Source organism: Achromobacter insolitus (assembly GCF_002209555.1).
Lineage (GTDB): Bacteria > Pseudomonadota > Gammaproteobacteria > Burkholderiales > Burkholderiaceae_B > Achromobacter > Achromobacter insolitus.
The window spans coordinates 118015-130692 of the sequence record NZ_NJIF01000010.1; the positions used below are offsets into that span (position 1 = coordinate 118015).

13 protein-coding genes are annotated in these 12678 nt (G+C 64.2%); 1 reads left to right on the top strand and 12 read right to left on the bottom strand.

Going from position 1 to position 12678, the window contains the following annotated elements:
* Nucleotides 1-46: 46 nt before the first annotated feature.
* The 9 genes from CEY08_RS24790 to CEY08_RS24825 form a co-directional block, all read right to left on the bottom strand.
* Nucleotides 47-559 (bottom strand): P-loop nucleotide/nucleoside kinase family protein, encoded by a 513-nt coding sequence (locus CEY08_RS24790; protein WP_084738670.1) that lies wholly within the window; start codon nt 557-559, stop codon nt 47-49.
* Nucleotides 560-748: 189 nt separating this feature from the next.
* The gene (locus CEY08_RS24795; protein WP_076813976.1) at nt 749-1099 is read right to left on the bottom strand and encodes a phenolic acid decarboxylase; all 351 of its coding nucleotides are present in this window, start codon (nt 1097-1099) and stop codon (nt 749-751) included.
* 72 nt (nt 1100-1171) lie between these two features.
* Complete coding sequence (locus tag CEY08_RS24800; RefSeq protein ID WP_076813978.1) at nt 1172-2197, bottom strand: aldo/keto reductase; 1026 nt, start codon at nt 2195-2197, stop codon at nt 1172-1174.
* A 3-nt stretch (nt 2198-2200) separates the two neighbouring features.
* Nucleotides 2201-3319: an alkene reductase gene (locus tag CEY08_RS24805; protein ID WP_076813981.1), complete on the bottom strand. Its 1119-nt coding sequence runs from the start codon at nt 3317-3319 to the stop codon at nt 2201-2203.
* The gene (locus CEY08_RS24810; protein ID WP_076813983.1) at nt 3312-4289 is read right to left on the bottom strand and encodes a TIGR03571 family LLM class oxidoreductase; all 978 of its coding nucleotides are present in this window, start codon (nt 4287-4289) and stop codon (nt 3312-3314) included. The genes CEY08_RS24805 and CEY08_RS24810 overlap by 8 nt, the downstream gene beginning before the upstream one ends.
* A gap of 12 nt (nt 4290-4301) precedes the next feature.
* Nucleotides 4302-5108 (bottom strand): 2,5-didehydrogluconate reductase DkgB, encoded by an 807-nt coding sequence (dkgB, locus tag CEY08_RS24815; RefSeq protein WP_063639950.1) that lies wholly within the window; start codon nt 5106-5108, stop codon nt 4302-4304.
* Between the two features lie 169 nt (nt 5109-5277).
* Complete coding sequence (locus tag CEY08_RS30080) at nt 5278-5703, bottom strand: PPC domain-containing DNA-binding protein (RefSeq protein WP_076813986.1); 426 nt, start codon at nt 5701-5703, stop codon at nt 5278-5280.
* 18 nt (nt 5704-5721) lie between these two features.
* Entirely contained in the window at nt 5722-6129 is a 408-nt protein-coding gene (locus CEY08_RS30085; protein ID WP_042793899.1) for a GlcG/HbpS family heme-binding protein, read from the bottom strand.
* Nucleotides 6130-6231: 102 nt separating this feature from the next.
* Nucleotides 6232-7416 carry an MFS transporter gene (locus CEY08_RS24825; RefSeq protein WP_076813990.1) on the bottom strand — a complete coding sequence of 395 codons (1185 nt, stop codon included), beginning with the start codon at nt 7414-7416 and terminating at the stop codon, nt 6232-6234.
* A gap of 102 nt (nt 7417-7518) precedes the next feature.
* Between CEY08_RS24825 and CEY08_RS24830 the strand changes: the two genes are divergently transcribed.
* Nucleotides 7519-8421: a LysR family transcriptional regulator gene (locus CEY08_RS24830; RefSeq protein WP_063639954.1), complete on the top strand. Its 903-nt coding sequence runs from the start codon at nt 7519-7521 to the stop codon at nt 8419-8421.
* 121 nt (nt 8422-8542) lie between these two features.
* Here the strand turns inward: CEY08_RS24830 and CEY08_RS24835 are convergent, their stop codons facing one another.
* The 3 genes from CEY08_RS24835 to CEY08_RS24845 are packed head-to-tail and all read right to left on the bottom strand — an operon-like array spanning nt 8543 to nt 12361.
* On the bottom strand, nt 8543-9856 hold the full coding sequence (locus CEY08_RS24835; protein WP_042793902.1) for a c-type cytochrome: 1314 nt from the start codon (nt 9854-9856) through the stop codon (nt 8543-8545).
* A 12-nt stretch (nt 9857-9868) separates the two neighbouring features.
* Nucleotides 9869-11644 (bottom strand): GMC family oxidoreductase, encoded by a 1776-nt coding sequence (locus CEY08_RS24840; protein ID WP_063639958.1) that lies wholly within the window; start codon nt 11642-11644, stop codon nt 9869-9871.
* A 3-nt stretch (nt 11645-11647) separates the two neighbouring features.
* A complete protein-coding gene (locus CEY08_RS24845) occupies nt 11648-12361 on the bottom strand; it encodes a gluconate 2-dehydrogenase subunit 3 family protein (protein ID WP_076813993.1) in 714 nt (237 codons plus the stop codon).
* Nucleotides 12362-12678 lie beyond the last annotated feature (317 nt).

Sequence of the window (12678 nt, forward strand, 5' to 3'; positions counted from 1 at the left end):
TATTTATCCAGCAATCATAGCAGGCGCCCGCCCCGCGCGCGCCCGTTCAGTCTTGCCAATGGCGCAGCAGATTGAACCCTTCGTCCGGGTGCGGCTCGGCAAAGTACGCCGTGATGGCATCGTATTGCTCGTCCGTGGTGGTGTAAGGGTGCGTGCCCGAGGCGTTGCGCGCGCGCAGCCTGGCCTTGCACACCTCATCGGGCAGGTCCAGGTAATGCAGCTGATGCGTGCAGCCTGCCGCTTGCGCCACTTGCCGCAGCCATTCCCGGCTGCGCCGCGTGTTGGCCGGAAAATCCAGCACCACCGATAGCCCTGCCTTCACCAGCGCGGCGACGTGGCTGCCCATTGCATTGCGCAGGCGGCTGGCGCAACGGCCGTAGTCGGCAAGGTCCAGAATCTCACCTGGATACAGCGCGGCCAGCCAGCTGTCCTCGTTGAGCAGGATGGTGCGTGGCCGCGCGGCCAGTTTCCGCGCCAGGGTGGACTTGCCCGCCCCGATCTTGCCGCATAGAAAGTGCAGCATGGGCGCGGCCGAAGGGGAAGCATCAGTGTTGGACATCATGGGGGGCTCTCCTGGAGGAAACTGCATGCAGGAGACGGGCCAACAAAAAACCCGCCTCTGGCGGGTTTGTGTAGCGATGTACTGACGCGCGCTAACCCACCATGGTCCTAATGGTGGTAATAATCAGGGCGAACGGGGTCAGGGATCGGCGCATGACATGAAGCTTGCGCCCACCGTCCACGCTTGTCAAATGTCTTGGGCGTTCTGAATAGCGAGCTCGGTCAGCGGTCCCTGCATGCGGTAAAAGCCCAGATCGGCGGCCGTGAAATAGGCCTGCGAACGGCCGCCGACGAAATCGTCGATATGCACGACCGTGGCGCCGTCTGCTTCCTGCCAGGAGATCGCGTAAACGCCGTCGCTGACTTCCTGCCACTGGCATTGCGCCTCGCCGCTCGCGCCGGCATAGGCGCCGGAGACGATGGCGTAGCGGATCGTCTTGCCGTCTTCCGAATAGATGTTGTGTGCCGACAGACCGTCATAGTCGACACGGAAGCTGCGGCCGGCGAACAACGGACGGGAGGTGTTGGGGGTGCTCATGGTCAATCCCGAAAAAAGTTGGCTGGGAGCGCTGCCGACCCTGTCCTGGATCGACCGCGCTCATGGCTTCAATCAGAGCGGCAGGGGCGCGTCCGCCGACACCAAGCCTTGCTCGCGCAGCGCATTCCAGAATGCAGCGGGAATCGGCGCCTTGGCCAAGGCCAGATTCTCGGCAATGCGTTCCGGCCGGCTGGCGCCAGGAATGGCAGCGATCACCGCCGGATGGGCCAGCGAAAATTGCAGCGCCGCCGCGCGGATGTCGACCTGATGATCGGCAGCCAGCCGGCGCAGCCGCTCCACGCGCGCCAGCACCTCCGGCGTGGCCTTCTGGTATTCGTAGTGCGCGCCGCCTGCCAGCACGCCGGAGTTGTACGGACCTCCCACCACGATGCCCACGCCGCGCTCCAGGCTGGCCGGCATCAGCTTGCGCAGTGCCTCGGCGTGGTCAAGCAGCGTGTAGCGGCCCGCCAGCAGAAAGCCGTCGGGATCGGACTGCTCCAGCGCCATTTCGCAGGGTTCGACGCGGTTCACGCCCAGGCCCCAACCCTTGATCACGCCCTGCTCGCGCAGGCGGGTCAAGGCCTTGGCGGCGCCATCCATGGCCACCTGGAACACGTCCTTCCAGCTGTCGCCATGAAAGTCCACCGCCGGGTCATGGATGAAGACATGGTCGATGTGGTCGGTCTTCAGACGCTTGAGGCTGCCCTCGATGGCGCGCATGGTGCCGTCGGCCGTGTAGTCGTAGGCGATCTTGTTGGACAGACCGTGCTCGAACAGGCCGCCCTTCTCGCCCAGGTCGCGCCTGGAAGTATCCTCCACCTCGTCCAGGATCAGGCGCCCCACCTTGGTGGTCAGCACGTATTCGCTGCGCGGATGGCGCTGCAGTGCCTCGCCCAGGCGAAGCTCGGCCAGGCCCGCGCCGTACAGCGGGGCGGCGTCGAAGTAGCGTATGCCTTGCTGCCAGGCAGACTCCACCGTGGCCAGCGCTTCCTGCTCGGGAATGTTGCGGTACATGTTGCCCAAGGGCGCCGTGCCGAAGCCGATTACGGTCGGCGCGGACATGCGCTTGGGCGCGGTCCTGTCGGTTTTCGTGTTCATGGCTCAGGCCTCTTCGGTTTCCAGTACGGGGTAGTCGGTCAGGCCGCGCTCGCCGCCGCCGAACAGCGTTGCGCGGTCATGCAGGTTCAGCGGCGCGCCGGTGCGCAGCCGTTCGGGCAGGTCGGGATTGGCGACAAAGGGCCGGCCAAAGCCGATCAGGTCGGCCCAGCCCTGCTCCAGCGCCTCGCGGGCGCGCTCGGCCGTATAGGCGCCGGCATAAATCATGGTGCCGGGGAAAGCCTGGCGCAGGCGCTGCTTGAAGTCCACGGGCATGTGCGGCGCATCTTCCCAATCCGCCTCGGCGATGTGGATATAGCCCACGCCCATGCCGGCCAGCAGCCTGGCCGCGCCCAGGTAGGTAGTTTGGGGGTCGGCGTCCTCGCAGCCGTTGAGCGTGGTCAGCGGCGCGAGGCGTATGCCCACGCGGGCGGCGTCGCCCGTGCCCTCGACCAGCGCCTGCGCCACTTCGCCCAGGAAGCGCAGGCGATTTTCCAGCGCGCCGCCGTACTCGTCCTTGCGGTTGTTGGCGTTCGAATCTATGAACTGGTTGACCAGGTAGCCATTGGCCGCGTGCAGTTCCACGCCGTCGAAACCCGCAGCCATGGCGTTGCGCGCAGCCTGGCGGTATTCACCGACGATGGCATGGATCTCGGCAACGCTCAGGGCGCGCGGCTCGGAGGCCTGGACAAAACCGGGCTTGCCCTCGGCATCGGCCACGAAGACATTCACCCCCTTGGCCTGGATGGCCGAGGAAGACACGGGCGATGCACCGTCGAGCAGGCTGGTGTGGCTCAAGCGGCCCACATGCCAGAGCTGGGCGAAGATGCGGCCGCCCGCCGCGTGCACCGCATCGGTTACCTTGCGCCATCCCGCCAATTGCTCGGCAGTGTGGATGCCGGGCGTCCAGGCGTATCCCTTGCCCAGGGGCGAGATCCAGGTGCCTTCGCTGACGATGAGGCCGGCGCTGGCGCGCTGCGCGTAATACTCGGCCATGAGCTCATTGGGCACGTCGCCGGGCTGGCTGGCGCGCGAACGCGTCATCGGCGGCATGACGATGCGGTTGGGTAGTGTCAACCCACCCATGGAATACGGTTTGAACAGGAAATCTTGGGTATCAGACATTGCAAATCTCCACGGCCGGTGCAGCCACCTTGGCCGATGAACGATGAAAAATTGGCAGCACGTGCTCGGCGATCTCGTGAAAGGTCTCGTCCAGCGGGCGCTGGTTGCGGCGAAAATGCAGCCCAATGTGATCGACGCCTGCGGCGCGCAGCGCGTGCAGTTCGGCAATCAGCGCCTTGCGGCCGCCGCGCAGGCCGAAGCGCCAGCGTTGCAACGGCTCGTCGGCGTTTTCCGCCAAATCCAGATGGATAAAGCTGGCATAGGGTTTGGTATGAGGCGTGTCGCCCGCCACGTCGCGCCAGGCCGCCACGCGGCGCGCGTGGTTCTCTGGCGTGCCCGGATAGGCCAGGCAGCCGTCCATGTGCTCCCCGACCCAGGAGGGGGTCTGCTGGGCCAGGCCTGCCACCAGCAGCGGCAGGGGCGACTCCACGCGAGGCAGCACATCCAGTCCGTCCGGCAGGCGGGCCTGCGGCCCTTCCCGCAGAAGCGCCACCTGGTCGCGGAAGTTAGCGCCACGCCCCTCGAACTCTCGGCCGAACAGCGGATACTCCACAGGTCGATCGCCGCTGGCCACGCCCAGCAGCAGGCGGTTGCCGCTCAGGCGCTGCACCGTTGCGGCCGACTTCAGCGTAAGCAACGGCTCGCGTATGGGCAGCACCACGGCTGCGGTGCCCAGCAGGATGTTCTGCGTGACGCCAGCCAGATAGCCAAGATAGGAAAACACCTCGAACACCTGGGCTGCGTCGCCGAAGGATGGGTCGTACAGTGGCACGTCCCGCACCCACAGGGCGCGAAAACCAAGCCGGTCGGCCAGCCGGGCCAGTTCGGCATGGCGGCGCAGATCCGGCTCGCCCGGCAGGCGGCCAGTCTGGCGCCGCGCCTGTTCGCCCGCAAGCGTCCAGTCATTGTCCAGAGGGGCTTCGATGCCTATGCTGAAGCCTCCTTCAGTCAAACGAGCCAGAGCAGTCATTTCAGGCGCTCCTTAATCCCACGCCGGGGCCAGGCCTTCGGGACTGACTTCGCGGCCATTGCGCTCCAGGGAGGCGATCAGGGCCATGTCCTCCGCGTCCAGCTTGAGGTCGCGGGCCAGCAGGTTGCTTGCCAGGTTCTCGCGCTTGGTGGATGACGGAATCACCGCGTAGCCCAGTTGCAGCGCCCATGCCAGAGCCACCTGCGCCACGGTGGCCTGGTGCTTGGCGGCGATCTTGGCCAACACCGGATCCTTGAGCACCTTGCCGTAGGCCAGGGTCATGTAAGAGGTCACCTGGATGCCCTGCTCCTTCAGGAAGGCAGTCAGCTTGTTGCCTTGCAGGTAGGGGCTGAGTTCGATCTGGTTGGTGGCGATCTCGCCCTTGCCCACCGCGGCGATGGCCTGGCGGGTCAGCTCGATGTTGAAGTTGGAAATGCCGATCTGGCGGGTCAGGCCCAGGGCCTTGGCTTCAGCCAGCGCTTCCATGAATTCGGGCAGTTCCACGCCGTTGCCCGGGGCGGGCCAGTGGATCAGGGTCAGGTCCACATACTCGGTGCGCAGCTTCTTCAGGCTGTCGCGCAGGCTGGGCACCAGCTTGGTCCTGGCGTAGTTGTCGGTCCAGATCTTGGTGGTCACGAAGAGCGCTTCGCGCGCCACGCCGCTCTCGGCGATGGCCTGGCCCACTTCAGCCTCGTTGCCATAGATCTGCGCCGTATCGACAGCGCGGTAGCCCACGCCAAGTGCGTTGCGCACCGAGTCGATCACGACTTGGCCGTTCAAGCGGAAGGTGCCGACGCCGAAGGAAGGAATATTGCTCATGGAAGGACTCCTGGAATGATGTGAAAAGCGAAAGTTGTTTCCCGATGGACAGAAGTTTGCGCTTTCCATATTTGCAAATTAAGCCCTATATCAAACAAACTCTTTTGAAATTAAGTCAAATATAGGAGCACGACCGATCATGGGTTCGCGGCGCGGGCAAGCATCGGTCTCAGAGCCCCAATACATTGGCGCCTATGCAGGCGTCGACGGCGCGCTCCAGCTTTTTGTCGTGGACGACGAGCGTGATCTCCATCGATCCCGTACCGACCTCCAGGTCCAGCAGATGGCCGGCATAGGCATTGAAGTTGCTGTCGCCGGCCACGCCATGCAGGTGGATGGACGGGGCGCCGTCCTTCCACGCCACGGAGCCGACGATGCTGCCCATCTCCACATTGGAGAAAGTCTTGGCATCGAACTCCTTGCGGTCCGCATTCCAGTAGCCAAAAGTGGCATGGGCGAAGCCAAGCGCGCTCACGCTGGCAGCCGGAACGTTCTCGGCCTTGGCCAGCTTTGTCAGTTCTGCAAAGGCGTTGTCACCCATGCGCAAAACCATCAGATAGCCGGTGGGTGTCTTGATATAGCGAGGGACTCTCATATCTGCCTCTGCCCCGGCTCAGTCCAGGGCCCCGGCATCGGCCGCGGCGCGGGCGACCTCGGCGTCCTGATCGGGCGAACCGCCCGAGACACCGACGGCGCCAATGAGCCGGCCGCCGGTCCCGCGTACCGGCACGCCGCCGCCAAAGACAATCAGGCCGCCATTGGTGCGCTCCAGCCCATGGGCCGGGCTTGCGGGCTTGCACCATTCACCCACCACCTCGGTGGCCTCGCCAAACAGGACCGAGGTCCTGGCCTTGTTCAGTGCCACATCGATGGAGCCCAGAAAAGCGCCGTCCATGCGGGCAAAGGCCGTCAGCTGCGTGCCGCTGTCCAGCACGGCAATGTTCACGGCAATGCCGAGCTGATCAGCCGTCTTGCGGGCTGCGGCAATTGCCGCTTGCGCCTGCGTCAGCGTGATGTTCATGAAATTCCTTGAAGCAAGAGTTGCGGCATGACGCGACCGCGCCACGCCTGCGTAGAAGAGAGGCTGCGTTCCGTAAAAGAGTCACGCCAGCCGAGGTTGGCTTCAGGCGCGGGCCAGTTGCCGGGCGGCGGCACGGCTGTCCAATCGGCCGGACAGCACCGTCAGGCCCAAGGCGGCCAGCGTCACCAGCGCGGCGACCCAGGGGGTGTGGGCCAGGCCCAGCTGGCTGACGACCTGGGCGCCAGCCCACGAACCGCCGGCCACGCCCAGATTGAAGGCAGAGATATTGAAGCCCGTGGCGACATCGGTGGCGTCAGGCGCGACTTGCTCCGCCAGGCGCACCACATAGACCTGCAGGCCGGGCACGTTGCCAAAGGCCACGGCCCCCCAGGCCAGCACAGTCAGCAACATCAGCGGCTTGCTGGGAGCGGTGAAGGTCAGCGCCAACAGCACGGCGGCCAGCAGCGCAAAGATGAGCTTGAGCGCCACCACCGGCCCCTTGCGATCGGCCAGACGGCCGCCCCAGAAATTACCGATAGCCACCGAAACACCGTAGGCCAGCAGCACCAGACTCACCACATCGGGGCTGAAGCCTGTGATGTCTTGCAGAATCGGCGCCAGGAAAGTGAAGGCAATCAACGAGCCGCCATAGCCCACGGCCGTCATGGCATAGACCAGCAGCAGGCGCGGTTGCAGCAACACGCGCAGTTGGCGGCGCAGCGGCGCCGGTTCGGTATGCGCAATATTGCGCGGAACCAAGGCCAGCGCGCCGATCATCGCTACCAGGCCAAAAGCCGCGACAACCAGGAAAGTAGTGCGCCAGCCAAAGTGCTGGCCGATGAAAGTGCCCAGCGGAATGCCGGTGACAAAGGCCACGGTCATGCCGCTGAACATCGTCGCGATCGCGCTGGCGCCTTTCTCGCGTGGCACCAGGCTGGTGGCAACGATGGTGCCCACCGAGAAGAACACGCCATGGGCCAGGCCGGTCAGCAGGCGTGCCACGATCAGCGTGCCGTAGCCCGGGGCCAGCCAGGCCACCAGGTTGCCTGCGGTGAATAAGCCCATCAGGCCGACCAGCAATAGCTTGCGGGACACACGGCCGGTCAGCGCCGTCAGAATGGGCGCGCCCACGGCCACGCCCAGCGCATACAGGCTGACCAGCAGGCCAGCTGAAGGCAAGGAAACGCTCAGGTCGTTGGCAATGGTCGGAATCAATCCGACGATAACGAATTCAGTGGTCCCTATGGCAAAAGCCGCCAGGGTCAGGGCAAGCAGGGCGAGAGGCATGGCTGCAATCCGGTGAAATTTTTCGATGGAGTGCAGTCTCCTCCGTTTATATTTGCGGATTAAGCCCCGTATTAAATAAATTCTCTTGAATTAAATTCAATAATGAAGACCACCCTCGATGAATTGCAGGCCTTTGTGGCAGTCGTGGATACGGGCTCCATCACAGCCGCTTCCGAACTGCTGGGCCTCACGATCTCAGCCACCAGCCGCACACTGGGGCGGCTGGAAGAAAAGCTGCAGACCACGCTGCTGCGCCGCACCACGCGCAGGCTGGAGTTGACCGAGGAAGGCGCCACCTTTTTGCAAAGCGCCCGCGCCATCATCGCCTCGGTCGACGAAGCCGAGGAGCAGATGGCCGCGCGGCGCATGCGGCCTGCCGGGCGGCTGCGCGTCGATGCGGCCACGCCCTTCATGCTGCATGTGCTGGTGCCGCTGATCGCGGGCTTTCGCGAACGGTACCCCGAGGTGGAGCTGGAGCTGAACTCCAACGAAGGCATCATCGACTTGATCGAAAAACGCACCGACGTGGCGTTTCGCATCGGCGTCCTCAAGGATTCCACCCTGCACGCGCGGCCGGTGGGCAGCAGCCAGGTTCGTGTTCTGGCCAGCCCCGCATACCTCAAGCGCCGCGGCACGCCAATCGACACGGAGCAACTGGCCAAGCATGCGCTGCTGGGCTTCACCCAGCCCGAAACGCTCAACGACTGGCCATTGCGCGACGCGACGGGCAACATCCTGCGCATTCAGCCGACCATCGCCTCCTCCAGCGGCGAAACCCTGCGCCACATGGCCCTGGCAGGCCTGGGCATCGTCTGCCTGTCGGACTTCATGACGCGCGAAGACCGCAAGGGCGGCAAGCTCGTGCAGCTGTTTACCACCCAGACACTGGACGTGCGCCAATCCATCAACGCGGTCTACTACCGCAATACCGCGCTGGCGGCGCGCATTACCTGTTTTGTGGACTACGTCATCGAGACCCTGGGCGGACGGCCATTTGCGGCCTGACGTCCACGAGACAACCGACTCCGCCCCCCGAAGACTGGACCAGGGTCCAATCTCGGGGGGCAGTCCGCGGCAAGGCTTGCCGGCTCCGCGCGTCCTCAGCCGGCGCGCGGGCGGAGGAAGGTCAACGCGCGGGCTGCGGCGCCGCCCCTACGTCCTTGCGCACCTTGGCAACGTCGGCGGCGGTGACGGCCGCCCCCTTGTTGCCCCAGCTGGACCGCACGAACGTCACCACGTCGGCGACCTCCTTGTCGGTCATGCGCCAGTCGAAGCCCGGCATCGCGTAGGCGGTGGGCGCCGCCGCCGTGGCCGGCATCTGCGCGCCCTTGAGCACGATGTGGATCAAGGACGCGGGATCCGCCGAGTTCACCGTGGAGCTGAGCGCCAGTTGCGGGAAGGTCTCCGCATAGCCCTTGCCGGTGCTGCGATGGCAGGCCGCGCAGTTATTGAGGAAGGCCATGGCGCCATCGCCCTTGTCGCTGCCCGTGCGCAGCGCCTGCGCCACAGACGGGTCGTAGGCCAGCGGTTGGGTGGCGTCCTTGTTCACCGGCGGCAAGCTCTTAAGATAGGCCGCGATGGCGTTCAAGTCCGCGTCCGACAGGTGCTGGGTGCTGTCTCCCACCACCTGCGCCATACCGCCAAACGCTGCGGAATGGCCATTGCGGCCGGACTTCAGGAAGGCCACGATGTCCGCCTGGCTCCAGCTGCCCAGACCGTCGGTGGCATCGCCCCGCAAGTTCTTCGCCAACCAGCCTTCGACCACCCCGCCCGACAGGAACGCCGAGCCGTCCGCCTCGGTCAGTGCCTTTTCCTGCAAGGCCACGCCACGCGGCGTGTGGCAAGTGCTGCAATGGCCCAGGCCTTCGACCAGGTACTGGCCGCGCAGTAACGCGGCGCGATCGGCGCCCTGGGTATCGGCGGTGACGGGCGCGGTAGCCACGTCCGGCGCGAACATCCAGCGCCATACGCCCAGAGGCCAACGCATCGACAAAGGCCAGATGATGTCGGTGTCCTTGTTCTCCTGCTTCACGGGCTCCACGCCGTGCATGAAGTAGGCGTACAAGGCTTTCACATCATCGGGCGTGACCTTGGCGTAAGCGGTGTACGGCATCGCCGGGTAGAGCGAGTGCCCGTCCTTGGCCACGCCGTGGCGCACGGCACGGTCGAAGTCCTCGTACGAATAGCCGCCGATGCCGGTTTCCTTGTCGGGTGTGATATTGGTCGAATAGATCATGCCCAGCGGCGAATCGATGCCCAGGCCGCCCGCGAACGGCTTGCCGTCCTTGGCGGTGTGGCAGGCGATACAGTCGCCGGCGCGCGACAGGTACTCGCCTTGCTTGATCAGTTGCGCGTCGGCGGCGGCCGGCGTGCCGTCCGCGGCAAGCGCGGCGCTGGCGGCCAAGGCGGAAAAGGCCGCAACAATGGTCTGCTTAATCATTGTGCCGTCTCCTTAAGCCTGGACCAGCGGGCCGGGGTTCTTCAAGTACTGGTCGCGGATAGCCTGCGCAGACCAGTAGGCCAGCGCCCCGACCAGGCCCGTGGGGTTGTAGCCCATGTTCTGCGGGAACACGCAGGCCCCCATCACAAACAGGTTGGGCACGTCCCAGCTTTGCAGGTACTTGTTAACCACGCTTTCCTTGGGGTTGGTGCCCATGATGGCGCCGCCCGTGTTGTGCGTGCTCTGGTAGACCCGCGTGTCGTAGCGGGCGCCCTTCTTGCGCACTGCCACCGCGTACTTTTCGGGCTTCATGGCGCGGGCCACGTCTTCCATGCGCTTGCCCATGTAGCCCAGCATGTCGAACTCGTTGTCATGCCAGTCGAAGGTCATGCGCAAGAGCGGCTGGCCGAAGCTGTCCTTGTAGGTCGGATCCAGCGACAGGTAGGCGTCGCGGTACGACATCACCGACCCGGAAATGCCGATGGTCATGTGGCGTTGGTAGGCATCCTGCACCCCTGCCTTCCATCCCGTGCCCCACGTGGGCGTGCCCGGCATGGTAGGCGTCTGCTTGATCGGACGGCCGCCATAGCGCACGTGGCGGATACTGGCGCCGCCCAGGAAGCCCAGCGGACCGTGGTCGAACTGGTCGCCGTTCAGGTCGTCCATGCCCACGCCGCCTGCGCCCGTGCCCACGAAAGGATTGAGCTGCGTGCCCTTGGGCAGCAGCACGTTGACGCCGCCGTTCATCTGGTAGGCGTAGTTTTTGCCGACCACGCCTTCGTTGGTCTTCGGGTCGTAAGGTTTACCGATGCCCGACAGCAGCAGCAGGCGCACGTTGTGCATCTGATAGGCCGACAGGATCACCAGATCGGCCGGTTGCTCCACTTCGCGGCCCTCCGCGTCGATGTAGGTGACGCCCACGGCCTTCTTGCCCGTCGAGTCCAGGTTGACCTTGATCACGTGGGACTGCGTGCGCAGCTCGAAGTTCGGCTTCTTCAGCAGCACCGGCAGAATGGTCGTCTGCGGCGAGGCCTTCGAATACATGTAGCAACCGTAGTTCTCGCAGAAACCGCAGAAATTGCAGGGTCCCAGCCGCACGCCGTAAGGATTGGTATACGGACCCGAGGCATTGGCCGCGGGAGCCGGATACGGATGGAAGCCGACTTCGCGGGCGGCCTTGTCGAACAGCTGCGCGCCATAGGTGGTGGTCAAGGGCGGCAAGGGGAATTCCTTGCTGCGCTTGCCCTCCAGCGGATTGCCGCCTTCCACGATCTTGCCGTTCAGGTTGCCCGCCTTGCCCGAGGTGCCGCAGACATACTCGAACTTGGAGAAATACGGTTCCAGTTCGTCGTAGGTAACGCCGAAGTCCTGGATGGTCATGCCTTCCGGGATGAAATTCTTGCCGTAGCGCGTTTCGTAGCGGGTGCGCAGTTCCAGTTCCTCAGGCAGCACGCGGTAGTGCATGCCGTTCCAGTGGAAGCCCGCGCCGCCCACGCCCGTGCCCAACAGGAAGGAACCGTTCTGGCGATACGGTACGGCCACGTCGTCCACGCCATGGCGGATGGTCACGGTTTCCTTGGACAGGTCCTGGAACAGCTTGCCGCGCACGGAATACGCGAGTTCGTCGATCACCTTGGGGTATTCGGCGTCCTTGGGCGTGTCCTGCATGACGCCACGCTCCAGCGCCAGCACGTGCAACCCTGCCTCGGTCAGTTCCTGGCCAAGAATCGCGCCGGTCCAGCCGAACCCGACCAGCACCGCATCGACTTTGTCTTTTTTGATCGCCATGGCTTAACCCTTCTCCCCAGAGATCGACACGGGGCCGTAGGGATACTTCGCGTTGGGCTGGTCTGCCCAGTCCATGAAGTCCGCGCGCGCGCCCGGGAAACCCACCATCTTCCAACCCACCATGTTCTTGTTGCCGCCGTACATCGGATCGGCAAAGAACCCTTCCTTGGTGTTGGAAAGCAGGAAGCTGAAAAACGTCCTGGAGGGCACGGTTTCGAATTCGATCTTGCCGGCCTGCAGATCCTTCAGGATCTGCTCCTGCAACGGCTTGTCCAATTCGGCATACGTCTTGCCATGCGTCTTCACGCACCACGCGTCACAGGCCTGGATTCCGTGGCGGTAGACCTGCCGCGGATTCTGGTCCAACTGGTAGCCCAGTTCCGGCACCTGATCGGTATGGAACGGACCTTGCATGTACCAAAGCTTGCCGTGGCCAAACGGCGTTTCCATCTGGCGGTCGATGAATTCCGGCACGCCGGCCTCGATCGCGCCCGGGCCGTACTGGTCCGAGGGAATCAGATGGTCCACCGCGGCCACGATGAAGGCCCATTCGGCTTTGGTGAAATAAGTGGGTTCGTAGGGCTTGGCCGCGCGCGCAGCACTCGCGTCCGATTCGTTGGTACAGCCGGTGGTCATTGCGCCCACCGCCAGCGTCGACGCCGGCACGATGGCCAACGCCTGAAGGAACCGCCTGCGCGGCTTTGCGTCTTCTGTCATAGACATCTCCGTGAATACTCCAAGTTGTCCTAGCTACCGAACATGAACCTGGGAACACGAACTGCCGAGCTAGCGACAACACGCTCTTCGCTTACAGAAAATCGACCCGATCCCTACAACGTTGAGCTTGGGAATGGGTGCGCACATTATGCGCTCTTTGAGCCATCTGATACGCTCATATGACCGTATCAGATCGATTTTCTTGACATGAAAATGTCTTTTGCATTAAGGACAAAGTAAGAAACCCGCCAACGCGGGTTTCCAGGCAGGATGAATGCGCGTTTGACGCGCCTTTGCGGTGTCGCGGATTGCGATGC

What these genes read in the sequence shown, in the direction of transcription:
- CEY08_RS24790 (WP_084738670.1), bottom strand. Translation starts at nt 559, where the DNA reads ATGTCCAACACTGATGCTTCCCCTTCGGCCGCGCCCATGCTGCACTTT.
- CEY08_RS24795 (WP_076813976.1), bottom strand. Translation starts at nt 1,099, where the DNA reads ATGAGCACCCCCAACACCTCCCGTCCGTTGTTCGCCGGCCGCAGCTTC.
- CEY08_RS24800 (WP_076813978.1), bottom strand. Translation starts at nt 2,197, where the DNA reads ATGAACACGAAAACCGACAGGACCGCGCCCAAGCGCATGTCCGCGCCG.
- CEY08_RS24805 (WP_076813981.1), bottom strand. Translation starts at nt 3,319, where the DNA reads ATGTCTGATACCCAAGATTTCCTGTTCAAACCGTATTCCATGGGTGGG.
- CEY08_RS24810 (WP_076813983.1), bottom strand. Translation starts at nt 4,289, where the DNA reads ATGACTGCTCTGGCTCGTTTGACTGAAGGAGGCTTCAGCATAGGCATC.
- dkgB (WP_063639950.1), bottom strand. Translation starts at nt 5,108, where the DNA reads ATGAGCAATATTCCTTCCTTCGGCGTCGGCACCTTCCGCTTGAACGGC.
- CEY08_RS30080 (WP_076813986.1), bottom strand. Translation starts at nt 5,703, where the DNA reads ATGAGAGTCCCTCGCTATATCAAGACACCCACCGGCTATCTGATGGTT.
- CEY08_RS30085 (WP_042793899.1), bottom strand. Translation starts at nt 6,129, where the DNA reads ATGAACATCACGCTGACGCAGGCGCAAGCGGCAATTGCCGCAGCCCGC.
- CEY08_RS24825 (WP_076813990.1), bottom strand. Translation starts at nt 7,416, where the DNA reads ATGCCTCTCGCCCTGCTTGCCCTGACCCTGGCGGCTTTTGCCATAGGG.
- CEY08_RS24830 (WP_063639954.1), top strand. Translation starts at nt 7,519, where the DNA reads ATGAAGACCACCCTCGATGAATTGCAGGCCTTTGTGGCAGTCGTGGAT.
- CEY08_RS24835 (WP_042793902.1), bottom strand. Translation starts at nt 9,856, where the DNA reads ATGATTAAGCAGACCATTGTTGCGGCCTTTTCCGCCTTGGCCGCCAGC.
- CEY08_RS24840 (WP_063639958.1), bottom strand. Translation starts at nt 11,644, where the DNA reads ATGGCGATCAAAAAAGACAAAGTCGATGCGGTGCTGGTCGGGTTCGGC.
- CEY08_RS24845 (WP_076813993.1), bottom strand. Translation starts at nt 12,361, where the DNA reads ATGACAGAAGACGCAAAGCCGCGCAGGCGGTTCCTTCAGGCGTTGGCC.